Annotated in this window: 22 protein-coding genes; 6 read left to right on the top strand and 16 right to left on the bottom strand. The window is 62.3% G+C overall.

All coding sequences use genetic code 11. The features are described 5' to 3' along the window. Positions 1-85: 85 nt before the first annotated feature. From ODQ19_RS12725 to ODQ19_RS12710, 4 genes are all read right to left on the bottom strand, one after another. Entirely contained in the window at positions 86-841 is a 756-nt protein-coding gene (locus ODQ19_RS12725) for an alpha/beta hydrolase (protein WP_330210203.1), read from the bottom strand. Positions 842-948: 107 nt separating this feature from the next. Then, on the bottom strand, positions 949-2,361 hold the full coding sequence (locus ODQ19_RS12720) for an efflux transporter outer membrane subunit (RefSeq protein ID WP_116667807.1): 1,413 nt from the start codon (positions 2,359-2,361) through the stop codon (positions 949-951). Next, positions 2,354-4,336, bottom strand: coding sequence for a MacB family efflux pump subunit (locus ODQ19_RS12715; RefSeq protein WP_165861655.1), 1,983 nt, complete (start codon positions 4,334-4,336; stop codon positions 2,354-2,356). The genes ODQ19_RS12720 and ODQ19_RS12715 overlap by 8 nt, the downstream gene beginning before the upstream one ends. Next, positions 4,326-5,495: an efflux RND transporter periplasmic adaptor subunit gene (locus tag ODQ19_RS12710; protein ID WP_330210202.1), complete on the bottom strand. Its 1,170-nt coding sequence runs from the start codon at positions 5,493-5,495 to the stop codon at positions 4,326-4,328. The genes ODQ19_RS12715 and ODQ19_RS12710 overlap by 11 nt, the downstream gene beginning before the upstream one ends. Before the next feature lie 325 nt (positions 5,496-5,820). On the opposite strand from ODQ19_RS12710, the gene ODQ19_RS12705 reads away from it, so the two are divergent. From ODQ19_RS12705 to ODQ19_RS12690, 4 genes are all read left to right on the top strand, one after another. After that, entirely contained in the window at positions 5,821-6,303 is a 483-nt protein-coding gene (locus tag ODQ19_RS12705) for a sigma-70 family RNA polymerase sigma factor (protein WP_060763710.1), read from the top strand. 119 nt (positions 6,304-6,422) lie between these two features. Continuing rightward, positions 6,423-7,760 carry a lysine N(6)-hydroxylase/L-ornithine N(5)-oxygenase family protein gene (locus ODQ19_RS12700; protein ID WP_330210201.1) on the top strand — a complete coding sequence of 446 codons (1,338 nt, stop codon included), beginning with the start codon at positions 6,423-6,425 and terminating at the stop codon, positions 7,758-7,760. A 174-nt stretch (positions 7,761-7,934) separates the two neighbouring features. Continuing rightward, positions 7,935-9,155 carry a putative DNA modification/repair radical SAM protein gene (locus tag ODQ19_RS12695; protein WP_330210200.1) on the top strand — a complete coding sequence of 407 codons (1,221 nt, stop codon included), beginning with the start codon at positions 7,935-7,937 and terminating at the stop codon, positions 9,153-9,155. Next, a complete protein-coding gene (locus tag ODQ19_RS12690) occupies positions 9,152-9,985 on the top strand; it encodes a TIGR03915 family putative DNA repair protein (RefSeq protein WP_330210199.1) in 834 nt (277 codons plus the stop codon). Before ODQ19_RS12695 ends, ODQ19_RS12690 begins: the two co-directional genes overlap by 4 nt. Before the next feature lie 139 nt (positions 9,986-10,124). Here ODQ19_RS12690 and ODQ19_RS12685 read toward each other — a convergent pair whose 3' ends face one another. The 7 genes from ODQ19_RS12685 to ctlX form a co-directional block, all read right to left on the bottom strand. Continuing rightward, on the bottom strand, positions 10,125-10,622 hold the full coding sequence (locus tag ODQ19_RS12685; protein WP_116667811.1) for an Lrp/AsnC family transcriptional regulator: 498 nt from the start codon (positions 10,620-10,622) through the stop codon (positions 10,125-10,127). Positions 10,623-10,626: 4 nt separating this feature from the next. Then, positions 10,627-11,457 (bottom strand): ABC transporter ATP-binding protein, encoded by an 831-nt coding sequence (locus ODQ19_RS12680; RefSeq protein ID WP_014719025.1) that lies wholly within the window; start codon positions 11,455-11,457, stop codon positions 10,627-10,629. Positions 11,458-11,460: 3 nt separating this feature from the next. Next, positions 11,461-12,174: an ABC transporter permease gene (locus ODQ19_RS12675; RefSeq protein ID WP_014719024.1), complete on the bottom strand. Its 714-nt coding sequence runs from the start codon at positions 12,172-12,174 to the stop codon at positions 11,461-11,463. Beyond that, entirely contained in the window at positions 12,171-12,872 is a 702-nt protein-coding gene (locus ODQ19_RS12670) for an ABC transporter permease (protein ID WP_014719023.1), read from the bottom strand. Before ODQ19_RS12670 ends, ODQ19_RS12675 begins: the two co-directional genes overlap by 4 nt. A gap of 178 nt (positions 12,873-13,050) precedes the next feature. After that, positions 13,051-13,830 (bottom strand): ABC transporter substrate-binding protein, encoded by a 780-nt coding sequence (locus ODQ19_RS12665; RefSeq protein ID WP_330210198.1) that lies wholly within the window; start codon positions 13,828-13,830, stop codon positions 13,051-13,053. Positions 13,831-14,057: 227 nt separating this feature from the next. Beyond that, positions 14,058-15,104: an ornithine cyclodeaminase gene (locus ODQ19_RS12660; protein ID WP_116667813.1), complete on the bottom strand. Its 1,047-nt coding sequence runs from the start codon at positions 15,102-15,104 to the stop codon at positions 14,058-14,060. 11 nt (positions 15,105-15,115) lie between these two features. Next, on the bottom strand, positions 15,116-16,042 hold the full coding sequence (gene ctlX / locus ODQ19_RS12655; protein ID WP_116667814.1) for a citrulline utilization hydrolase CtlX: 927 nt from the start codon (positions 16,040-16,042) through the stop codon (positions 15,116-15,118). Between the two features lie 284 nt (positions 16,043-16,326). Here ctlX and ODQ19_RS12650 point away from each other — a divergent pair, with 284 nt between their 5' ends. After that, the gene (locus ODQ19_RS12650) at positions 16,327-17,220 is read left to right on the top strand and encodes a GNAT family acetyltransferase (protein WP_330210197.1); all 894 of its coding nucleotides are present in this window, start codon (positions 16,327-16,329) and stop codon (positions 17,218-17,220) included. 136 nt (positions 17,221-17,356) lie between these two features. Here ODQ19_RS12650 and ODQ19_RS12645 read toward each other — a convergent pair whose 3' ends face one another. The 5 genes from ODQ19_RS12645 to ODQ19_RS12625 form a co-directional block, all read right to left on the bottom strand. Further along, on the bottom strand, positions 17,357-18,376 hold the full coding sequence (locus ODQ19_RS12645) for a branched-chain amino acid aminotransferase (RefSeq protein WP_330210196.1): 1,020 nt from the start codon (positions 18,374-18,376) through the stop codon (positions 17,357-17,359). A 203-nt stretch (positions 18,377-18,579) separates the two neighbouring features. After that, positions 18,580-19,959, bottom strand: coding sequence for a dihydrolipoyl dehydrogenase (lpdA, locus tag ODQ19_RS12640; RefSeq protein ID WP_116667741.1), 1,380 nt, complete (start codon positions 19,957-19,959; stop codon positions 18,580-18,582). Between the two features lie 4 nt (positions 19,960-19,963). Next, on the bottom strand, positions 19,964-21,229 hold the full coding sequence (locus ODQ19_RS12635; RefSeq protein ID WP_330210195.1) for a dihydrolipoamide acetyltransferase family protein: 1,266 nt from the start codon (positions 21,227-21,229) through the stop codon (positions 19,964-19,966). Further along, a complete protein-coding gene (locus ODQ19_RS12630; protein WP_005789444.1) occupies positions 21,230-22,288 on the bottom strand; it encodes an alpha-ketoacid dehydrogenase subunit beta in 1,059 nt (352 codons plus the stop codon). A gap of 1 nt (position 22,289) precedes the next feature. Further along, on the bottom strand, positions 22,290-23,525 hold the full coding sequence (locus ODQ19_RS12625; protein WP_014719015.1) for a 3-methyl-2-oxobutanoate dehydrogenase (2-methylpropanoyl-transferring) subunit alpha: 1,236 nt from the start codon (positions 23,523-23,525) through the stop codon (positions 22,290-22,292). Between the two features lie 195 nt (positions 23,526-23,720). Here ODQ19_RS12625 and bkdR point away from each other — a divergent pair, with 195 nt between their 5' ends. Then, on the top strand, positions 23,721-24,209 hold the full coding sequence (gene bkdR / locus ODQ19_RS12620; RefSeq protein WP_003174877.1) for a Bkd operon transcriptional regulator BkdR: 489 nt from the start codon (positions 23,721-23,723) through the stop codon (positions 24,207-24,209). The last annotated feature ends 284 nt before the right edge of the window (positions 24,210-24,493 follow it).

Below are 24,493 nucleotides of genomic sequence, written 5' to 3'. Positions count from 1 at the left end.
CGGATAAATAGCACTTAATAACGATTGGGCAGGTGCGTCAACGCAAGGGGTCGTTTTCGGTGAATAGGGGTCGTAAATGTGCAGGTTATTCCCAGGCGCCCGGGTCCAGGCAGCGTGCGGACGCCGGCGGCTGTTTGCCATAAGCGAGGAAATCGCCTAGCCAGCGGCTCACACAACCGTCAGCGCCTGCGTGTGCCGACTCCTTGAGCAAGAGCTGCTCGACACCGGCGGCGAGCGCTTCGCCAGGTTCGGTATTGATCAGCACCATGCGCCCGACGCGCTCGGGAAACAGCGTGCCATAGCGGCTGCCCAGGCGGGTGGCCGCGGCGTTGCCCAGGTAGTTGAGGCGCCCCTCGCCCAGTTGCCCGCGCACGTACTCCATGTCCCGTGCGGCCTGTTCCACGGCATTGCCCTGGCGCAGGTCGCGGGTGCTCAGCTCTATCACGTCGTAGCGGTCGACCAGGGTGCGATAGGCGGTGGTGGCAAGCGACTCCCAGCGGCTGGCCAAGTGAAGGACGAAAGGTGCGTCTTTGACCCGCTGGGGGTCGCCGGCCTGGATGAACACCACGCCTTCACGGTTGAGCGGCTGCCGTGCGCCTACCCGTGTCACGCTCAGACGAATACGGCCACGCTGGGGGGCGGCATGGTCGCGGGGCACGCTGACCAGGCCGCATTGGGTGCGGCCAACCACTTCGGGGTCCAGGCGCGCTGTTGCAGTGAGTGGGCAGTCCAGCAACCAGTCGATCGCGGTGGGGGCGATCAAGGGCTCGGCCAACGCCAGGTTTGGTATCAGCCAAAAGCCGATGCAGACCAGACCGTTTACAAAAGCGCTGGGTTTCATCATGAGGTCCCGGGCATCCGTGTGATAACGGCTTTTTTACCAAGGACCTTGGGGTGGAAAATGTAAGGTGAAGAAACAGCTCGTGTATGAAATATGAGTTTCGTTTATCAGATATCGGTGTTCCAGCCACCGCCCAATGCCTTGTACAGGGCGATGCTGGCTTGCAGGCGCGACAGGCGCAGTAGCACGTTCTGGTCCTGGGCGTCGTACAGGGTGCGCTGGGTTTGCAGTACCGTGAGCAGGTCTTCGGCGCCGGCTTCATAGCGGCTTTGGGCAATCTGGAAGGCGGTCTGCGCCTGTTGCAGCTCCTCGGCCTGCCACTGGCGTTGCTGGTCCAGGCGGGTGATGCTGCTGAGGGCTTTTTCCACATCGGCAAAGCCGTTGATGATCGCCCCACGGTAGGTTTGCAGCAGTTCATCCTGGCGTGCCCGAGCCTTGTCGCGCTCGGCGCTCAGCCGGCCATTGTTGAAGATCGGCGCCATCAGGCCCGAGGTCAGGGTGTAGAAGGGACTGCGCAGGATGTCTTCGGCCTTGGACGCGCCCGAACCGAGGGTCGCACCCAGTGTCACCGTCGGCAGCATGGCCGCACGGGCCACCGTGACGTCGGCACTGGCGGCCGCCAACTGGGCCTCGGCCTGGGCGAGGTCGGGGCGCCGGCTCAATAACTGGCTGGGCACGCCGGGCCCGATACTTGGCCAGGTCAGTGCCTGAAAGGGTTCTGTGCCTAGCTCCAAAGCTTGCACAGGCTGGCCGAGCAGGGCAGCGAGGGTGATCTGCGATTCTTCGGCCGATTGCTCGATCAGCGGCAGTTGCCGTTGCTGACCGGCCACCAGGCTTTTCTGTTGTGCCAGTTCCAGAGCCGTGGCGGAACCTGCGTCGTAGCGGGTCTGCACCAGGTTCAGCACATTGCGCGCATTCGCCAGGTTGAGCTCGGCAATCTGCAGGCGCTGGCGTGCGGCCAGGGTTTGCGCGTAGCGGTCGGCGACGTTGCTGAGCAGGGTCAGTTCCACGTTGGCCTGATCGTACTCACTGGCCTGCAGGCTATGCACTGCACTGTCACGCGCAGCGGCGCGGCCACCCCAGAAGTCGATTTCGTAGCTGGCCGTGAGGTTGGCGGCGTAGTTGTTGACGGTCTTATTGCTCTCAGTGGCGTCCAGGTCCGAGTTGCCGCTGCCCCGCAACAGTCTTTGACGGCTGGCGGCGAGGTTGAACTTCAGCTCCGGCAGCAACGGTGCGCCGGCAATCACTGCTGTGGCCTGGGCCTGACGGACACGCGCCATGGCGGCCGCCACGTCGAAACTGTCACGACGGGCCTGGTCGATCAGGCGGTTCAACGCCGGGCTGCCAAACTGCGTCCACCAGCGTTGGTTGATGGCTTGGGTCGCTTCGCGCTCGGCATAGTGCCAGGCGGCGGGCGCGGGGAGGCCGCTGTCGATGACCGGCGGGTTAGCGCCGCAGGCCGTGAGCAACAGGCACAGGCTGAGCGCTGACAACGGCGGGGTGATGGATCGTTTATTCACTGGTCAACGCCTTAACCGGATCGAGCCGGGCAGCTTTACGGGCCGGCATAAAGCCGAATACGACGCCGGTGACCAGCGCACAACCAAACGCACCGAGCACCGCCACCAGGGAAAACTGCACCGCCACTTCGGCCAGCACCAGCACACCGCCCACCAGCAATGCCAGGGCAATACCGAACAGGCCACCGACCACCGAGAGCATTACCGCCTCGGTAAGGAACTGGCGCAGGATGTCGCGCTGGCGTGCGCCGGTGGCCATGCGGATGCCGATTTCACGGGTGCGTTCGCGCACGGTCATCAACATGATATTCATCACGCCGATGCCGCCCACCAGCAGGGAAATCGCCGCAATCGAGCCGAGCATCAGCGACAGGGTGTTCTGGGTTCGTGCTTCGGCCTGAATCATCGCGGCATTGTTGGTCAGCTCGTAGTCGCGCTTGCCGTTGTGCAGCTTCAGCATCAACTGGTCGATGGCGCGTTCGGCTTCATGCACCTTGCGCGCATCGGTGGTGGCAATCGCCACGTATTCGGGGTTGTAGCTACCGAACAGGCGGACACTGGCGGCGCTGTAGGGAATGGCGACGCGGTCGTCACTGTCCTTGTTGCCGGAGCTGGAACCTTTTTCCGCGAGCACGCCGACCACCTGGAAGGGCACGTTCTCGATCAGGATGTACTGGCCGATAGGGTTGGCCACGCCCTTGAACAATTTTTGGCGGATGCGCGCGCCGATCACAGCGACCGTGGCAGCGGCGCGTTCGTCGGCCTCGGTGAAGTAGCTGCCCTCGACCACCGGCCAGTTGAAGATCTCGGGGAAGTTGGTGTCGTTGCCCCCCACGTAAGCCATATAGTCGACGTTGCCGAAGCGCACACCCGCGTCGGTGCCGTTGACCGGCATGATGCGCTTGACCTGAGGCAGCGTCGCCAGGGCGGCGACATCGTTGAGGGACACGATACCCAGCGGCGTACGCGGGTTGGGCGAAGACCCGCTGAGGTAAATGATATTGGAGCCGAACGCGCCCATCTGCGCCATGACCTGGCGCTTGCTGCCTTCGCCCACCGCCAGCATCACCACCACCGACGCGACGCCGATGATAATGCCCAACAGCGTCAGCGCCGTGCGGAAACGGTTGATCCACATCACCCGCCAAGCGGCTTGTACCGCATCCAGCAATTCAGCTTTCCAGGCACCATTGTGCTCGGCACCGTCGGCCAGGCGTTGGCGCAGGTCCACGGCGTGCAAGGCGCCGGCCGCCACGCTGGGTGTGGCCGCACGGGTGTCAGCCGAATCGCTGATGATCTGGCCGTCGCGAATCTCGATGATGCGGTTGGCCCGCGCCGCCACTTCACGGTCGTGGGTAATCAGGATGACCACATGGCCCTGGCTCGCCAGTTCGTCGAGCAAGGCCATGACCTCGGCACCGCTGTGGCTATCGAGGGCGCCGGTGGGTTCGTCGGCGAGGATGATATGGCCGCCGTTCATCAGGGCGCGGGCGATGGACACCCGTTGCTGTTGCCCACCGGACAATTGGTGCGGCCGATTGCCGGTGCGCTCGGCCAGGCCCAGGCGGGTGAGCAGGGCGCTGGCGCGGGCATGACGTTCGGCGGCGCTGACGCCGGCATAGATCGCCGGCATCTCGACGTTTTCCTGGGCAGAGCCTGACGGAATCAAGTGGTAGCCCTGGAACACAAAACCGAAGGCTTCGCGGCGTAGCCAGGCCAATTCGTCGCTGCCCAGGTGGGCGACGTTTTCCCCGGCGAACAGGTAATCACCCTCGGTGGGGCGGTCGAGGCAGCCGAGGATGTTCATCAGCGTCGACTTGCCCGAGCCCGACGCGCCGACAATGGCGACGAACTCGCCGGCATGGATCGACAGGTCAATGCCGCGCAACACATCGACCTGCGGGCTGTCGCCGCCGCCGTAGGATTTGCGGATGCCTTTGAGTTCAATCAGGGGCGTGGTCAAGTCAGCCCCCATTGCTATCAGCCGGGCCGATCAACAGGTGGTCGCCCTCGTTCAGCCCCCCGAGCACTTCGACGCGCAGGCGGTCGCTGATGCCCAGGCGCACTTCGCGGTCTTCGATGGCACCGTTTTTGGCCACCACCCGGGCGATTTGCGCTGCGGAGCCGGGCACGCTTTGCAAGGCGGCGACGGGTACGGTGAGGGCGTCCTTGACCTGGCTGGCGACGAAAAAGACCTGGGTGGTCATCTCGGCCATCAGCGCGTTGTCGGCGTTGTCTACGTCCAGCAGCACCGTGTACAGCACCACTCGGCCTGTGCCGCTCTTGCTGGTGCTGCTCGGGCTGCCGTTGCCCTGGGTTTCGTTCAAGGGTTTGGGCGGGATCGGCAGGATCTGGCGCACCGTGCTGGTCCAGCGCCGGCTGCCACCGCTCAGGGTGGTGAAATACGCGCTCATGCCGGGTTTGACATGGCCGATGTCGGCTTCGGAGACCTCCGCCCACACCGTCATGGGCGACAGCTTGGCGATGCGCAGGATCAGCGGGGTTTGCTGTTGCGCGTTGAGGGTCTGGCCGACGCGCGCGTCCACGGCCACCACGGTGCCGGTCATCGGCGCGTAGATGCGCGTGTAGCCCAACTCGGCTTCATCGCTGCGCAGGCTGGCCTGGGCCTGGCGGATCTGTGCCTGGAACATCTCGACCCGCGCCTGGGTCGCGCTCAGTTCTGCCTTGGCGGTCTGCACGTCTTCTTCGCGGGTGGCGTTGCCGGCACTCAGGCGCTGCTGGCGCTGGTACTTCTGACGGGCCAGTGCGTGCTGGGCTTTCTGCTCCTGCAACTGGGCCTGCAGGTTTTCGATGGCATAGCGGCTGGCGTCGAGCTTGGCTTTTTGCGTGGCGGGGTCGATCTCCACCAGCAATTGGCCTTCCTGGACCTGGTCACCGGCCTCGACGTGGATCTTGCGGATCTGCCCGGAGGCCTGGGCGCCGACGTCCACGTAGCGCCGCGGTTGCAGGGTGCCCAGGGCGGTGACGCTGTTTTCGATGTCGGCGCGGGTCACAGTAACGGTGGCCAGGGCGTCGCGGCCCGGCGTCAGGCCCTGCCAGGTGGCAAACGCAACGATGGGAATCAGGCACGCCACCACAAGCAGGGCGCGTCGGGCAGGTCGAGGGCGTTTCATGGGTAGCTTCCAGCCAGGAAAGTTCGGGGCGCAGTCGCGCAGAGCTGACAGGTAAACGAGGAAAATGCTCCGGAATTTAGGCTGTTACATAAGTAGTTACAGCTCAGCTGGAGAAAAAAATCGACCGCTGATGAGAGAGTTCTTTAAAAGTAGATGAGAATTACTATAAATTGCACACACTCAAACTGCCATCATCGGTGATGGCAAAACCGTCAATGGTTGCGGGTGCGTCCAGGTAAGGGGATGTGCTCTCGGGTTTTTCGCGAGCAAGCTCGCTCCTATAGGGGTAGGCGTCGTTTGTATTAAGGCCGTGGGGCCAGGAGTCATGTTGGAAAACTACTATCGCGAGCTGGTGTGTTTCCTCAACGCCAAGCTGGGCAACCGTCAGGTGGCCGAAGATGTGGTGCATGACGCTTATGTGCGGGTGCTCGAGCGCGCAAGCGACACCCCGATCGAACAACCGCGCGCCTTCCTGTACCGCACCGCCTTGAACCTGGTGATCGACGGCCATCGGCGCAATGCCGTGCGCCAGGCCGAGCCTCTGGAGGTGCTGGACAGCGAAGAGCGCTTCGCCGCCTGTTCACCCCACGCCAGCCATGACCAGGGCCAGCGCCTGGAGATGCTCGAACGCGCCCTGGCCGAGTTGCCGGCGGCCTGTCGCGACAGTTTCCTGTTGCGCAAACTCGAAGGCCTGTCCCACCTGCAAATCGCTGAACGCCTGAACATTTCCCGCAGCCTGGTGGAAAAACACATCGTCAATGCGATGAAGCACTGCCGGGTGCGCATGCGCGAGTGGGAAGCGCACTGATCACTGGTTAGTTAAATTTTATTTCACTGTCCTCGTTTCCTATCAACACACGGCCTGTTGTTCAGGCCATGAAGGTATTCCCGCCCCACCGCCATGGGGCTTATCCAGAGGACACTGGAATGACACAGGCAATTGCTTCGCCCGCGGTTCATGACCTGATCGGGATCGGTTTCGGCCCTTCGAACCTGGCGCTGGCCATCGCCCTGCAGGAGCGTGAAAAGGCCCAGGGCAAGCTGGACGTGCTGTTTCTCGACAAACAAGCCGACTACCGCTGGCACGGCAATACCCTGGTGACCCAGAGCGAACTGCAGATTTCCTTCCTCAAGGACTTGGTGACCCTGCGCAACCCCACCAGCCCGTACTCCTTCGTCAACTACCTCAAGGCCCACGACCGCCTGGTGGACTTCATCAACCTGGGCACCTTCTATCCCTGCCGCATGGAGTACAACGACTACCTGCGCTGGGTGGCGGGGCAGTTCCAGGCCCAGGCCAACTACGGTGAAGAAGTGCTGGCCATCGAGCCGATCCTGCATCAGCAACAGGTCGAGGCGTTGCGCGTGATCTCCCGTGGTGCCCAGGGCGAGCAGCATGTGCGCACCACCCGTTCGGTGGTGGTCAGCGCCGGCGGCACACCGCGCATCCCCGAGGCATTCAAGGCGCTCAAGGGCGATAGCCGGGTGTTTCACCATTCCCAGTACCTGGAGCGCATGGCCAACCAGCCGTGCGTAGACGGCAAGCCGATGCGCATCGCCGTGATCGGCGGTGGCCAGAGCGCAGCCGAAGCCTTTATCGACCTCAATGACAGCTTCCCGTCGGTACAGGTCGATATGATCCTGCGCGGTTCGGCGCTCAAACCGGCCGACGACAGCCCGTTTGTCAACGAAGTGTTTTCGCCGGCCTTTACTGACCTGGTGTTCCAACAGGTCGGTGCCGAGCGTGAGCGTTTGGTCGCCGAGTACCAGAACACCAACTACTCGGTGGTGGACCTGGACCTGATCGAGCGAATCTACGGGATTTTCTACCGCCAGAAAGTCTCCGGCATCGCCCGCCAGGCGTTCCGCACGCTGACCGTGGTGGAGAAAGCCACCCCTGGCCCGCTGGGCATCGAATTGGCCCTGCGCAATACCGCCACTGACGAAACCAGCCTCAACCATTACGACGCGGTAATTCTGGCCACCGGCTACGAGCGCCAGATGCACCGGGAACTGTTGGCGCCGCTGGAGGCCTACATGGGCGACTTTGAGGTGGCCCGCGACTACCGCATCGTCACCGACGAGCGCTGCAAAGCTGGCATTTACATCCAGGGCTTCAGCCAGGCCAGCCATGGCTTGAGCGATACCTTGCTGTCGGTGCTGCCGATTCGGGCCGATGAGATTGCGGCGTCGTTGTATGCGCTGGACCATCACCGTGGCAAGGCGCGTTCGGTGCAGGATCTGCTCCTGGCAACCGCCAGCTGACCTGCCTCTCTGTAGGAGCGAGCTTGCTCGCGAAGAACGTCAACGATAACGCGCCCTCTCTGGATTAACGCGGCGCTCTTGCGTTCTTCGCGAGCAAGCTCGCTCCTACAGACGGCACTTGTGACAAAGTGTGGCTATTGGTACTGTACAAAAAACCAGTATCGGTAGCCCTCCATGCAGTTGATCGAAAAACTCAGCATCCTCGCCGACGCCGCCAAGTACGACGCGTCCTGCGCCAGCAGTGGCGCGCCCAAGCGCAGTTCCGAGGGCAAGGCGGGGCTGGGTTCCACCAATGGCATGGGCATCTGCCACAGCTACACGCCTGATGGCCGTTGTGTGTCATTGCTCAAGGTGTTGCTCACCAACTTCTGCCTCTACGACTGCCAATACTGCGTCAACCGCCGCTCCAGCGACGTGCCCCGTGCGCGCTTCAGCCCGGAGGAGGTGGTCACCCTGACGCTGGATTTCTACAAGCGCAATTGCGTCAGCGGGCTGTTCCTCAGTTCCGGCATCATCCGTTCGTCGGACTACACCATGGAGCAACTGGTACGGGTCGCCAAGTTGCTGCGCGAAGAGCATGACTTTCGCGGTTATATCCACCTCAAGACCATCCCCGATGCCGACCCGGCCCTGATCGCCGAGGCTGGCCGTTATGCCGATCGCCTCAGCGTGAATATCGAACTGCCCACCGACGCCAGCCTGCAAACCCTGGCGCCCGAGAAGCAGATCGGCTCGATCAAGCAGGCCATGCAGACCATCTACACCGGCGAACAGACGGTGCTCAACGAACCCCGCGCGCCACGTTTCGCCCCGGCCGGGCAGAGCACGCAGATGATCGTCGGCGCCGACGACACCGACGACAGCACCATCCTGCACGGTGCCGAGGCGTTGTACGGTAATTTCAAGCTGCGCCGTGTGTATTACTCGGCGTTCAGCCCCATCCCCAACAGCCCGAAAAGCGTACCCTTGGCCGCGCCGCCGCTGATGCGCGAGCACCGCTTGTACCAGGCCGATTTCTTGTTGCGCAGCTACGGTTTCAGCGCCAATGAGCTGTTCGCCGGCCCCGGTGACCTGGCACTGGATATCGACCCCAAGCTGGCCTGGGCCCTGGAGCAACGCGAGGTGTTCCCCCTGGACTTGAACCGCGCCGAGCCGACCCTGATCGCACGTATCCCCGGCATCGGCCTGCGCACCACCCAGCGCCTGGTCGACCTGCGCCGTGAACGCAAGATCCGCTTCGAAGACCTGGCGCGCATGCGTTGCGTGCTGGCCAAGGCCAAGCCGTTTTTCATCACCAGCGACTACCACCCGCAACAGGCCGACAGCACCAGTGTGTTGTTGCGCGAACAACTGCGTGACCGTCCGCAGCCGCAACAGATGGGGCTGTGGGGATGATCAGCCTGGAGTGCGACAACCTTTTCAGCACTTGGCGCGAACAGGCACGCTGGTTGCTCAGCCATCAGGTCGACCCCAGCCAGGTCAGCTGGGGCGAGGTGCAGGCGGCGGACCTATTTGCTACCGATGAACCTATCCCACCAGGGATGGGGCCGTTTCAGGCGCGCATACCCAAGGCGTTGTTGCAATTGCTGGAGTCCGCTGCCTGTTATCACGGTGATCAGCGCTGGAGCCTGCTGTATGAAGTGCTGTGGCGGGTCAGCCACGGTGATCGCACGGCCATGCTCGCGGGGGACAAGCTTGGCAGCGAATTGCAGCGGCGCATCAAGCAAGTCAGCCGGGAAGCCCACCACTTGCACGCGTTTGTGCGCTTCATCGCGCTGCCGGTCGAGGCCGGGTCGGCACTGCCGGAGTACGTGGCCTGGCATGAGCCGGCCCATGACATTCTCAAGAGCGCCAGCGAGCATTTCATCGGGCGCATGGGCCGCCATCGCTGGATGATCGCCACGCCCCTGGACGGGGTGTATTACGACGGCGAGCAACTGATTCATCAGCGCCAGTGCCCCGAGGCCTGGCAGCAACTGGCACAGAATGTCGAAGATCCCCACAGCGCCATGTGGCTGACCTACTACAGCCACATCTTCAACCCGGCGCGGCTGAACCCCAAAGTGATGGAAGGGCATTTGCCCAGCCGCTTCTGGAAGAATTTGCCCGAGGGCAAGTTGATCCCGGGGTTGATCAGCGAGGCGCGTACGGGCAAGCAGAAGGATGGGCAGGCGAAGCTGGTGGGGGCCAAGCCAGGCAAGAGAATATTAGGTGGGCAAGGTTAAAAAATGTGGGAGCGGGCTTGCTCGCGAAAGCGGTGGGTCAGTCAGCTTATGTGTAACTGTCACACCGCTTTCGCGAGCAAGCCCGCTCCCACACAAGCCAGCTCCCACATTTGCTTTTCGCAGCCTGGGGGAGTGGGTATCAGGCCAGTTCGGTCGCAGTGTTCTTGACTACCGCCAACTCCGGATGCGCCACTAACTTATCAATGTGCAACTCGTCATTGTTCAACCAGATCTCCGTCAGCACTCGGTAATGTTCCATATCCCGGCAGCGCATGCGCAGGCTGTAGTCGAACGGCCCGCTGATCAGCTGGCATTCGAACACCTGCGGGCAGGCTTTTACGCAGGCTTCGAAGGCCTTTTGCGCCGAGCGCCCGCTTTGGTTGGACAAGGCCACCAGCACCAGCAGTGACAGCCCCGGTGAGACCATCTGCACATCGATGATCGCCCCATACCCACGGATCACCCCGCGTCGCTCCAGCTTGCGCACCCGTTCCAGGCAGGGCCTGGGGGTGAGGTGCACCAGTGACGAGAGCTTTTCGTAGGTGATACGCCCCTGATGCCTGAGTACGTCGATGATCGCTTCGTCGATGCGATCCAGCGTAGGGGAAGAATGGGGTCCGTTGGCCTTGGTATCCATGAGTTCACTTCAAACGGTTGGAAAGAAATTGCTGCAAGCGTTCGCTGGTGGGATGGTCGAGGATCTCGGCGCCGCCGTGTTCTTCGACTCGGCCCTGGTGCAGGAACAGCACTTGGCTGGACACCTGGCGGGCAAAGCCCATTTCGTGGGTGACCATCAGCATGGTACGACCTTCCTCGGCCAACGTCTGTATGACTTTGAGGACTTCTCCTACAAGTTCCGGGTCCAGGGCCGAGGTGGGTTCATCGAACAGGATAATCTCCGGTTCCATTGCCAGCGCGCGCGCAATGGCCACGCGCTGCTGCTGGCCGCCGGACAGGAACGCCGGGTATTGGTCCGCCACGCGGCTCGGCAGGCCGACCTTGTCCAGGTACAGCCGCGCACGCTTCTCGGCTTCGGCGGCGCTCACGTTCAGCACCCGGCGCGGGGCCATGGTGATGTTTTCCAGCACGGTCATGTGGCTCCACAGGTTGAAGTGCTGGAACACCATGGCCAGGCGCGTGCGCAGGTTTTGCAGTTGCGCCTGGTGCGGCGCACGGGTGCCGGCGCGGCCTGGTTGCATTTCGATGCTGATGCCGTCCAGGGTGATCACCCCGGCGTCAGGCTGTTCCAGAAAGTTGATGCACCGCAGCATCGTGCTTTTGCCCGAGCCGCTGGCGCCGATCAAGCTGATCACATCGCCCTGGCGTGCGTTGAGGGACACGCCCTTGAGCACCTCGTGTTCGCCGTAGCGTTTATGGATACCTTCGACTTGCAGCTTGATGGCCGCCGTGGCGGTTTTGCCGACGGGTACATCCATTGGATAAGCGGCCAGGGCCTGCGCGGACTGATTCATGGGTTAGCCTCGGGTAGGAACAAGAAAGCGCATCCAGCGACGTTCGGCCAGCCTGAACAGGCCCACCAGTGCAAAGGACAGCAGCATGTAGAGCAGGGCGGCGATGCCGAAAGCCTGGAAGGTCAGGAACGTCTCTGCATTCGCATCGCGGGCGACCTTGAGGATGTCGGCGACGGTGGCGGTGAACGCCAGCGACGTGGCGTGCAGCATCAGGATCATTTCATTGCTGTAGGCCGGCAGGGCGCGACGCAGCGCGGCGGGCACTATCACAAACAGGTTCAGCCGCCAGCCGTGCAGGCCATAGGCGCGTGCCGCTTCGATCTCACCATGGGGAATGTTGCGGATTGCCCCAGCGAAAATTTCTACGGTGTAGGCGCAGGTGTTGAGCACAAACGCCAACAGCGTGCAGTTCAGCGCATTGCGGAAAAACTGGTTGAGCAGGGCGTTGTCCTGCACCACCTCCAGGCTGTACAGCCCGGTGTAGCAAATCAGCAGTTGGATATACAGCGGCGTGCCACGGAACAGGTAGGTGTAGACCTCCACCGGCCAGCGCAGCCAGAAATGCTCTGAGACGCGTGCCAGCGCCAGGGGGATCGACAGGCCAAAGCCGAGCACCACCGAGATAATGAACAGCCACAAGGTCATGGCAACACCGGACAGGCCGCTGCCATCGCTGAACAGGTAGGCCAGGCCGTATTGCTGGAACAGTTCGATCATCGCGCCATCCCCTTGATGCCCAGGTTATAGCGCCGTTCCAGGCGCTTGAAGATGCGGTTGGATAGGGTGGTAATCACCAGGTACACCAGGCCCGCGAGGATCAGGAAGTACAGCGGCTCACTCGTGGACTTGCCGGCGTTCTGCGCGGCCTTGACCAGGTCTGACAGGCCGATGATCGACACCAGCGCCGTGGACTTGAGCAGCACCAGCCAGTTATTGCCAAGGCCTGGCAGGGCAAAGCGCATCAGTTGCGGGAACAGCACCAGGTGAAAGCGCTGCCAGCGGCTCAGGCCGTAGGCGGTGGCGGCTTCCAGTTGGCCCGCCGGCACACTGAGGATCGCGCCCCGGAAGTTTTCGGTGAAATACGCGCCGTAGATAAAGCCCAGGGTGATCACCCCAGCGGTAAACGGATCGATTTCAACGTAGTCCCAGCCGAACGCTTCGGTCAGGTCGTTGAGCCACAGTTGCAGGCTGTAAAAGATCAGCAGGATCAGCACCAGGTCCGGCACGCTACGAATCAACGTGGTGTAAAGCGTGGCCGGTACGCGCAGCCATTTGGCGCTGGAGAGTTTGGCACCTGCGGCGACCAGGCCCAGGGTAAGGCTCAGGGCCAGGGCGAGGAACGCCAGCTTGAGCGTCATCCAGGCACCCTGGGCCAGCATGGGGCCGTAGCCTTGCAGGTTGAGGAGGTCGTTCATGGGGAAGATCTCGAAGGAGTGCACGGATTTACTGTGGGAGCTGGCTTGTTGTGGCGAGGGAGCTTGCTCCCGTTCGACAGCGCAGCTGGAGCCGGCTTTTTGGGGGCGCTTCGCACCCCAGCGGGAGCAAGCTCCCTCGCCACAACAAGCCCGCTCCCACAGGGGCACGGGTTGCCGGTTACTCGTTGTAGATGTCCTGATCGCCAAAGTATTTCTTCTGGATCTGGGCGTAGGTGCCATCGGCCTGGACGGCGGCGATGCCCTTGTTGATCAGCTCACGCAGCGCCTTGTCGTTCTTGCGCAGGCCCATGGCGATGTCCAGCGGCAGGGTCGGGTCCTTGAAGGCCGGGCCGGTCTTGAAGTCGGCGCCTTCGGGCTTGGACAAGAAGTTGAGCTGGGCTTCGAGCTTGTCCGTCAGGGTGGCGTCGAGGCGGCCGTTCTGCAGGTCGGCGTAGTTCTGTTCCTGGGACTGGTACGCCTTGATCTGTGCACCGAGCTTGGCCAGGTGCGCGCGGGCATAGGCTTCCTGCAACGAGCCTTGCAGCACGCCAACGTGCTTGCCGTTCAGCGACTCGGGGGTGTCACCGAAGGTGGCGTTTTTGCGGGTGATCACCGAGGTGGGGCTGAGGAACAGGCGGTCGGTGAAGTCGATGACTTTCTCACGGGCCGGGGTCACGGCCATGGAGGACATGATCGCGTCGAACTTGCGCGCACGCAGGGCCGGGATCATGCCGTCGAATTCGTTGTGCACCCAGGTGCATTTCACTTCGAGCTTGGCGCAGATGGCGTTGCCCAGTTCGATATCGAAACCTTGCAGGCTGCCATCGGCGGCGACAGATTCGAAGGGCGGGTATTCGGGGAACACGCCAAACCGGATTTCTTTCCAGTCCTGGGCGTGGGCGGCAGTGGCGCACAGTGGCAACAGCAACGCAGCGAAGAGTGATCGCAGAGGAGTCATGTGTCGGTCCCTATATTTTGTAATTGATGTCAGGGGCAGTGAATAACTGGGAGCAGAGAATGCTTCATGATGGTGCGTTTTTTGTGTCGTTTACCCGGTGTGCAAAGCGCAAATTGCGCTGTTAAAACGAGCAATGCAGCGGAAACGGCTGTGACACCGGCAAAATCGGCTTTCAAGCCGTGAAAATCTGGCCTGCCCTGGGCGAAAAGCGGCAGGCCAGAGCGGTTTCAGGCGCGCTTTTTGTGCTGTACAACCGGTTGCTGGGCCAGGCGCGCAAACAGGTCTTTCGGGTCGGCCAGGTCTGGCACCAGCTCCAGCTCACTGCCCACTTCCAACGCCTTGGCCACGTCCAGTACATAGCGCAGGGCCGAGTAGTCTTCGATGGCGAAACCCACCGAGTCGAACAGGGTAATTTGGCGGTCATTTTCGCGGCCCGGCTGTTGGCCGTTGATCACTTGCCACAGCTCGGTGACCGGCGAATCTTCCGGCATATGCTGGATTTCGCCTTCGATGCGGCTTTGCGGTTCGTACTCGACGATCACCCGGGCGCGCTCGACGATGCGGCGGTCCAGCTCGGTCTTGCCCGGGCAGTCACCGCCCACGGCATTGAGGTGCATGCCTGGCTCGATCATCTCGTCAGTCAGGATGGTGGCGTAGGCTTTGTCCGCAGTCACAGTGGTGACAATGTCCGCGCCTTTGACCGCCTCGGCGACGCTGGCGGCCAGGATCACCTTGATCGCCGGGAACGCCTTGAGGTTGGCGGCGAGCTTGGCGGTGGCCTGGGGGTCGATGTCGAACAGGCGGATTTCAGTAATGCCAAGCATGGCGTGGAAGGCCAGTGCCTGGAATTCGCTCTGGCAGCCGTTGCCGATCAGCGCCATGCTGCGGCTGTTGGCGCGGGCCAGGTAGCGGGCGACCAGGGCCGAGGTGGCGGCGGTGCGGATGGCGGTGGTGAGGGTCATTTCCGCCAGCAGCACCGGCTTGCCGGTGTCGACGTCGCCCAAGGCACCGAACGCCATCACGGTGAGCATGCCGGCGAGGGTGTTTTTCGGGTGGCCGTTGACGTACTTGAAGGCGTACAGCGAGGCGTCGGACACCGGCATCAGCTCGATCACGCCATCCGGTGAATGGTTGGCCAGGCGCGCGCATTTCTCGAAGTCCTGCCAGCGCAGGTAGTCGGCGCGGATGTAGTCGGCCATCTCGGTGATGCAGGTTTGCAGGCCTTTCTGCGAGACCAGGTAGCTGAGGTCGTTGACGTCGATATAACGGGTCATGGCAAGACTCCTTATTGAAATGAGGGACGGGCCGGCAGATGCACTTCGGCCAGCATGCAGCGGGCACTGCCGCCGCCGATGCGTTCGATGTTGTCGATATTCACCACCACCGGCCGCGTATGGCGCTCCACATGCTGACGCTGCGTCGGATGCAGGGCACCCCAGGCACTGGCGGACATCACCAGCAACGGCTGGCCGTCCCGGTCGTGGACCTCCAGCATGTTGCCGGCGAAGGCTTCCAGCTGGTCGAAGTCGAGGCTGAGGATGTCCTTGCCGGTGTCACGCAGAGAGCGTTCCAGGGCCAGACGCTCTCTGTCGTCGGGCAGGGCCTGCAGGCACACTACCGCGAGGTCGCGGCCCACGCTCATCATCACGTTACTGTGGTAGATGGGGGCCTGGTGACGGTCCAGGGCATGGAACACACAGAGTTGGTAGTCGAGGCGTTCGGCAAACTGGCGCAGGGCCGCGTGGTGGGTGCGCCCCGAATGGCAGGCGTAGCTGATGCGGTGCTGGCGGTCGAGCACCATGCTGCCGGTGCCTTCCAGGAAGATGTTCTGTTGTTCCAGGTGGCTGAGGTCGATGGTGGCGCTGATCGCAAAACGTTGCTCCAAGACTTGCAGCACGCCCTTGTTGCGCTCCAGTCGGCGGTTCTGGCCTTCCATGGGGTAGAGCACCAGGCTGCCGTCGGCATGGCTGCTCCACCAGTTGTTGGGGAAGATCGAGTCGGGCGTGTGGGGCGCCGGCGTGTCCTGCACCACCAGTACCTCCACGCCGTGCTGGCGCAAAGTCTCGACATAACCGTCGAACTCCTCCAGCGCTTTGTGCTGTGCACTGAGCGGATCCAGCGGCGGGCGTTGGAAACGGTTGTTGATCGCGGTATCCGGGTTAAAGGCAAAGCGCGCCGGGCGGATCATCAGGACGGTGTTCGTGGTTTGCATGGGGGCACGGGTCCATGGGGGGATCTTGTAGCGCTATTTTGTGCGTTGTGCGGGGAGGATCCCGGCTGAAACAGTAGGGCGGCTCAGCCGGGAAAGCTGAAAAGGGGAGTGACGCAGCCGAATCAGCTGCTAGGTTGAAATGCAATCAAACTGTGGGAGCTGGCTTGCCTGCGATAGCGGTGGGTCAGCCCCATTAATCTGGCTGGCCCACCGCTATCGCAGGCAAGCCAGCTCCCACATTGGTATTGTGGTGATTGTTATCGCTGTGTCAGCCAGGAGGAACCATGTCTACCGCTGTTCGCCTTGCCCAACCTTCAGATGCCGAAGGTATCAGCCACGTCATCCTGGCTGCGCTGCACAGCAGCAACGCACGTGATTACCCCGCGGATGTGATTGCGCGGGTTGCCAGCAACTTCACCCCCGACGCTGTGCTGGCGTTGCTCCAGCGGCGGGTAGTGTTGGTGGCGACTCAGGATCAACTGATCGTCGCTACGGCCGCACTGGATGGCAATGTGGTGCGCTCGGTGTTCGTCAACCCGGCGCTGCAAGGGCAGGGGATTGGCCGATTGTTGATGATCGAGATCGAACTGCGCGCCCGTGAGGCCGGCGTGACGGTCTTGAGCGTGCCGTCCTCGCTCACGGCGCAAGCCTTCTACGCCAAGTTGGGTTTTCACAATGTGCGTGACGTGTACCACGGCAATGAGCGCACGTTGGTGATGGAAAAAACGCTGTCGTCCCGCCACCCCATCGGGCCTTATCGCGACCGTCAACACCGTGCCCAGGTGATTGAGTTATGGCAGCAGGCGTTTGGCTATGACACCGCGCATAACCTGCCGAGCTTGGCGATTGATAAGAAACTGGCGGTCAACGACGGGTTGTTCTTCGTTGCCACCGACAACAAAGCCGTGATCGGTACCATTCTCGCCGGCTATGACGGGCATCGTGGCTGGTTGTATTCGGTGGCGGTGCATACCGACTATCGGCGCCATGGCCTGGGATCGTCGCTGGTGCGCTATGCCGAACAGGCGTTGGCAGCGCTGGGCTGCATGAAGATCAACCTGCAGATCACCGGCGGCAATGATGTGGTGGTGGGGTTTTATGAGGCGTTGGGGTATGGGGTGGAGCCGAGGATCAGTATGGGCAAGAAGATTGCCGAGAATATTGCGCCACGCTCTTGAAGGTGCACAAACCAGTGTGGGAGCTGGCTTGCCTGCGATAGCGGTGGGTCTGTAGCCAATATCCTGACTGACAGACCGCTATCGCAGGCAAGCCAGCTCCCACAGGGTTTTGTGGTGTCGCTGGCTTTCGTGGCTGTCAGACCTTGACGATCCAACCCGCCGGCGCTTCCACGTCACCGGTCTGCACGCCGGTCAACTCTTTGTAGAGCTTCTGGGTGATCGGGCCGACTTCGGTTTCGCTGTGGAACACGTGCAGCTTGCCGTTGTACTGGATGCCGCCGATCGGCGAGATCACTGCCGCGGTACCGCAGGCGCCGGCTTCCTTGAATTGGTCCAGCTTGTCGATGAACACTTCGCCTTCTACCACTTCCAGGCCCAGGCGGGTCTGGGCCAGTTCGATCAGCGACAGGCGGGTGATGCCTGGCAATACCGAAGGCGACTTCGGCGTGATGAACTGGTTGTCGTGGGTGATCCCGAAGAAGTTGGCCGAGCCGACTTCTTCGATTTTCGAATGGGTCATCGGGTCCAGGTAGATCGCGTCGGCGAAGCCGAATTTCTTCGCTTCCGAACCGGGCATCAGGCTGGCGGCGTAGTTGCCACCCACCTTGGCGGCACCAGTGCCTTGCGGCGCGGCGCGGTCGTAGCCGGAGATCTGGAAGTTGTGTGGCACCAGGCCGCCCTTGAAGTAGGCACCGACCGGGATGGCGAACACCGAGAAGATGAACTCCGGCGCGGTGCGCACGCCAATGTTGTCACCGGTGCCGATCACGAACGGGCGCAGGTACAGCGCGCCGCCACTGCCGTACGGCGGAATGAAGCGCTCGTTGGCCTTGACCACTTGTTTGCACGCGTCGATGAACGCGTCGGTCGGCACTTGTGGCATCAGCAGGCGGCCACAGCTGCGCTGCATGCGGGCGGCGTTCTGGTCCGGGCGGAACAGGTTGATCGAGCCGTCCTTGCAACGGTAGGCCTTCAGGCCCTCGAAGCATTGCTGGCCATAATGCAGGGCAGTGGAGCCCTCGCTGATGTGCAGCACATTGTCGTCGGTCAGGGTGCCAGCTTGCCATTCGCCGTTCTTCCAGACCTGGAGAAACCGCTTGTCGGTCTTGATGTAGTCAAAACCCAGCTTGTCCCAATTGATGCTCTCGTTACCCATGACACCCTCTATCTCTGGTCAAGTCGGATTTTTTTCTGGATGGGCGCAACAATACTGCATTCTTGGCCGGTGTGGGAGGAGGGCGGCGGACCATTAACCTCTGCATTGGCTAATCCACCGCTATCGCAGGCAAGCCAGCTCCCACACTTGGAACGCATTCCAATGTGGGAGCCGGGCTTGCCCGCGATGGCCTCGCCACGGTTTTACAGGTGCAACGCGTGGCCCAACGCCCGCAGCGCGGCTTCCTGCACCGCTTCACCCAGGGTCGGGTGGGCATGGATGGTGCCGGCCACGTCTTCCAGGCGCGCGCCCATTTCCAGGCTCAGGCCGAACGCGGTCGACAGCTCGGACACTCCGGCCCCCACCGCTTGCCATCCAACAATCAAGTGATTGTCACGCCGCGCCACCACCCGCACGAAGCCCGCTTTGGACTCCAGCGTCATGGCCCGGCCATTGGCGGCGAATGGGAAGCTCGACACGATGCAATCCAGGCCTGCCGCCTTGGCCTCGTCCGGGGTCTTGCCGACCACCACCAGTTCCGGGTCGGTAAAGCACACCGCGGGTATCGCCGCCGGGTTGAATTCGCGGGCTTTACCGCTGATCAGTTCGGCAACCATTTCGCCCTGGGCCATGGCCCGGTGCGCTAGCATCGGTTCGCCGCTGAGGTCGCCGATGGCATACACATTGCGCATGCTGGTCTGGCAGCGGCTGTCGATCTTGATCGCCGTGCCGTTCATGTCCAGGTTCAAGGCTTCGAGGTTCCAGCCCTGGGTATTGGGTTTGCGCCCCACGGCCACCAGCACTTGGTCGGTGTCCAGCGCCAGGGTGTCGCCGTTGGGGGCGCGGACCTGGAGTTTGTTGTCGGTAAAACCGGTGACACTGTGCTCGAGGTACAGCTTCACCCCCAATTTCTTCAGGGATTCAGCCACTGGCAGGGTCAGCTCGGCGTCGTAGGCAGGCAGGATATGCGCCTGGGCCTCGACCACACTGACTTCGGCGCCGAGCTTGCGGTAGGCAATGCCCAGCTCCAGGCCGATATAACCACCCCCCACCACGATCAGGCGCTTGGGCACGCGGGTCGGCGCCAGGGCTTCGGTGGAGGAGATGATCGGCCCGCCAATCGGCAGCATCGGCAGGTTGACGCTTTTCGAGCCGGTAGCCAGCAGCAGGTGTTCGCACTGGATGCGTTGGTCGCCCACATCGACAGTCTTGCCGTCGACGACCTTCGCCCAACCATGGATCACTTGCACCTTGTGTTTCTTCAGCAGCGCGGCGACGCCGGTGGTCAGACGGTCGACGATACCGTCTTTCCATTCCACGCTCTTGCGGATGTCCAGGGTCGGCACATCCACTTCAATGCCCAGTTGCGAGCCCTGGCTATGGTGCACGGTTTGCTGGAACTGCTCAGCCACATGGATCAGCGCCTTGGAGGGAATGCAGCCGATGTTCAGGCAGGTGCCGCCCAGTGCCTGGCCTTCCACCAGGATGGTCGGGATGCCCAGTTGGCCAGCGCGAATCGCCGCTACATAACCGCCGGGGCCACCGCCGATAATCAGCAGCGTGGTGTGCAATGTCTGAGTCATGCCCTTACTCCAGAAACAGGCTGGCGGGTTGTTCGAGCAGGCCGCGAATGGCCTGGATGAATTGCGCCGCGTCCATGCCATCGACCACGCGGTGATCGAAGGAGCTGGAGAGGTTCATCATCTTGCGCACCACAATCTGGCCCTTGATCACCATCGGCCGCTCAACGATGCGGTTGACGCCGACGATGGCCACTTCCGGCAGGTTCAGCACTGGCGTGCTGACAATACCGCCCAAGGCGCCGAGGCTGGTCAGGGTAATGGTCGAACCGGACAGCTCTTCACGGCTGGCCTTGCCTGTACGTGCGGCGTTGGCCAAACGCGCGATTTCTTCGGCAGTGCCCCACAGGCTGCGGGCTTCGGCGTGGCGCACCACCGGCACCATCAGGCCCACGTCGCTCTGGGTGGCGACGCCCACATGCACGGCGCCAAGGCGAGTGATGACCTGGGCTTCGTCGTCGTAACGCGCATTGATCTGCGGGAAGTCGCGCAAGGCTACAACCATGGCCCGCACGATAAACGGCAGCAAGGTCAGCTTGCCACGTGTCGCGCCGTGCTTTTCGTTGAGGTGCACGCGCAACTCGTCGAGGGCGGTGACGTCGATCTCTTCCACGTAGCTGAAATGCGCGGCGCGGCGGGTGGCGTCCTGCATGCGCTGGGCAATCTTGCGGCGCATGCCGATCACCGGGATCTGGTGTTCGTCAGTGCGCTCGGCATACGGGTTGGCGGCGCTGGCGCCCGTTGCCGGGCCCTGGCGCAAGTAAGCCTCCAGGTCTTCATGCAGAATCCGCCCCGCAGGCCCTGTGCCCTGGACCAGGCGCAGTTGAATCCCGGCATCCAGCGCGTGCTTGCGCACGGCAGGCGAGGCCAATGGGCGTTCGCTAGCTTCACGGGCCACGGGCGCTTGCGGTGCTTTCACTGCTGCAGCGGGTTTGCTTTCTACCGGTGCCTGTACCGGTTTGGCTTCGGCCACAGGCGGCGCGGCCTTCGGCGGCTCGGCAACCACCGGTACGTCCTTGGTATTGCCTGCGCCTTCTACTTCAATGCTGATCAAAATACTGCCCACTGCCATGACCTCACCCGGCTCACCGCCCAGGGAAATCACCTTGCCGTGGACCGGCGAGGGAATATCCACCATCGCCTTGTCGGTCATCACATCCGCCAGCACCTGGTCTTCAACCACCAGGTCGCCGACCTTTACATGCCATACCGACAATTCAACTTCCGCGATACCTTCGCCAATGTCCGGCATCTTGATAACGTGCGTGCCCATTCAGACCTCCATGACCCGTTTCAACGCCGCACCCACTCGGGACGGCCCTGGGAAATACGCCCACTCCTGCGCGTGCGGGTAGGGGGTGTCCCAACCGGTGACGCGCTCGATCGGCGCTTCCAGGTGGTGGAAGCAGTGCTCTTGCACCAGCGATACCAGTTCGGCGCCAAAGCCGCAGGTGCGTGTGGCTTCATGCACCACCACGCAACGGCCGGTCTTTTTCACCGACTTGACGATGGTCTCCAGGTCCAGCGGCCACAGGCTGCGAAGGTCGATGACCTCGGCGTCGATGCCGGTTTCTTCGGCGGCGACTTGCGACACATACACGGTGGTGCCGTAGGTCAGCACGGTCACGGCCGAGCCTGGGCGCACGATGGCGGCTACGTCCAGGGGCACGGTGTAGTAGCCGTCCGGCACCTGGGCTTGGGGGTGTTTGGACCACGGCGTTACCGGGCGGTCGTGGTGGCCGTCGAACGGGCCGTTATACAGGCGCTTGGGTTCGAGGAAGATCACCGGGTCATCGTTTTCGATGGAGGCGATCAGCAGCCCCTTGGCGTCATAGGGGTTGGACGGCATCACCGTGCGCAGGCCGCACACTTGCGTGAATACCGCTTCGATACTCTGGCTGTGGGTCTGGCCGCCATAGATGCCGCCGCCGCAGGGCATGCGCATGGTCAAGGGCGCAGTGAACTGGCCCGCCGAGCGATAACGCAGGCGCGCCGCCTCGGAAATGATCTGGTCGGTGGCGGGGTAGACGTAGTCGGCGAACTGGATTTCGGCCACCGGGCGCAAACCATAGGCGCCCATGCCCACGGCCACGCCGACGATGCCGCTTTCCGAGATGGGGGCGTCGAACACCCGCGAGCTGCCGTACTTGGTCTGCAAGCCTTCGGTGCAACGGAACACGCCGCCGAAGTACCCGACGTCCTGGCCGAACACCACCACGTTGTCGTCACGCTCAAGCATCACATCCATGGCCGAGCGCAGGGCCTGGATCATGGTCATGGTGGTTGTGGTCATGGCGGTTTCCAGTTCGATACTGTTGTTGTGGTCGTTCATGTCACACCCCCAGCTCTTGACGCTGGCGCTTCAAGTGCTCCGGCATCTCTTTATAGACATCCTCGAACATGGTCGCGGCGCTTGGAATCTGGCCACCGGCCAGGGTGCCGTACTGTTCGGCTTCCTTCTGCGCCTTGACCACTTCGGCTTCAAGCTCGGCACTGACCGCCGCGTGTTCCTCTTCGGACCACTGGCCAATCTTGATCAGGTGCTGCTTGAGGCGGGCAATCGGGTCGCCCAGGGGGAAGTGGCTCCAGTCGTCGGCGGGACGGTACTTGGACGGGTCATCGGAGGTGGAGTGCGGGCCGGCGCGGTAGGTGACCCACTCGATCAGGGTTGGCCCCAGGTTGCGGCGCGCACGCTCGGCAGCCCAGGCCGAGGCGGCGTACACGGCGATAAAGTCGTTGCCGTCCACGCGCAGGGAGGCGATACCGCAACCGACGCCGCGTCCGGCGAAGGTGGTGGCTTCACCGCCAGCGATGGCCTGGAAGGTGGAAATCGCCCACTGGTTGTTGACCACGTTGAGGATCACTGGCGCGCGATACACATGGGCGAAGGTGAGGGCGGTGTGGAAGTCCGATTCAGCAGTGGCGCCGTCGCCGATCCAGGCCGATGCGATCTTGGTATCGCCCTTGATCGCCGAGGCCATGCCCCAGCCCACGCCCTGGACGAATTGAGTGGCGAGGTTGCCGGAAATGGTAAAGAAGCCCGCCTCCTTGACCGAATACATAATCGGCAACTGGCGGCCCTTGAGCGGGTCGCGCTCGTTGGACAGCAGTTGGCAGATCAGGTCCACCAGCGGCACCTCACGGGCCATCAGGATGCTTTGCTGGCGATAGGTGGGGAAGCACATGTCGTCGATATTCAAGGCCAGGGCCTGGGCGCTGCCGATGGCTTCTTCGCCAAGGCTTTGCATGTAGAACGACATTTTTTTCTGACGCTGGGCGACCACCATGCGGTTGTCGAAGATGCGCGTCTTGAGCATGGCGCGCATGCCGCGGCGCATGATCTCGGTGGAGACACCCTCGGCCCACGGGCCCAGGGCCTGGCCCTGGTCGTCGAGCACGCGGATCAGGCCCTTGGCCAGGTCGGCGGTGTCGGCCGGTTCTACGTCGATGGCGGGTTTGCGTACCAGGCCGGCGTCGGTCAAACGCAGGTAGGTGAAGTCGGTCTTGCAGCCTGGGCGGCCCGAGGGTTCGGGAACGTGCAGGCGCAGCGGTGCATACGGCTGGGTCATGGCTTTCTACGCTCTATCTTGTGAATTTCTTGTAGTGGGCGCGCTAGCTGACAGTCAGTCTTCGGGTAGAAGAAATCTTGTCCTACAACAATCATAGGCGTGGCGTAGAAGAATATTTATCTCTGTTTCATTGCGTCGCCGGCTATTTGCGGATAAAAAAACTGCATAAACATAATAAACAGGTGATTTTGTCTCATGCGCAAACTGGACCGTACCGATATCGGCATTCTCAACGCCCTGCAGGAGAATGCCCGCATCACCAACGCCGACCTGGCCCGCTCGGTTAATCTGTCGCCCACGCCGTGTTTCAACCGGGTCAAGGCGATGGAAGAATTGGGGTTGATTCGGGAGCAGGTCACGCTGCTGGACGCTGATTTGCTGGGGCTGCACGTCAATGTGTTCATCCATGTGAGCCTGGAAAAACAGAACGAGCTGGCGCTGCAGCAATTCGAAGGAGCGATCTCGGATCGGCCTGAGGTGATGGAGTGCTACCTGATGGCCGGTGACCCGGACTATTTGATCCGCGTGCTGGTGCCCACGATCCAGTCCCTGGAGCGTTTCATGATGGACTTTTTGACCAAGGTGCCTGGGGTGGCGAACATTCGCTCCAGCTTTGCCTTGAAGCAAGTGCGCTACAAGACGGCGCTGCCGCTGCCGGCCAATGGCATCAGCCTCGGTTCCTGATTCCACACAGGACCAAATGTGGGAGCTGGCTTGTCGGGTCGCCGCATCGCTGCGATGACGGCCTGCCAGACTACCCATATCTACCTGACGCCCCGCGATCAAACTGTGGGAGCTGGCTTGCCTGCGAAGGCGGCCTGCCAGCCGACACCTATCTACCTGACGCCCCGCGATCAAATTGTGGGAGCTGGCTTGCCTGCGAAGACGGCCTGCCAGCCGACACAGGGTGTCAGACCGAGTACATATCCATTCCTGCGGTAACGGCTACTTAGGGTTCCGCTTTTACA

Origin of the sequence: Pseudomonas sp. AM4(2022), from assembly GCF_036346515.1 — a bacterium.
Classification (GTDB): domain Bacteria; phylum Pseudomonadota; class Gammaproteobacteria; order Pseudomonadales; family Pseudomonadaceae; genus Aquipseudomonas; species Aquipseudomonas paracarnis.
The sequence above is the reverse complement of the archived record's forward strand: the minus strand, read 5'-3'. Positions and strand labels throughout refer to the sequence as shown.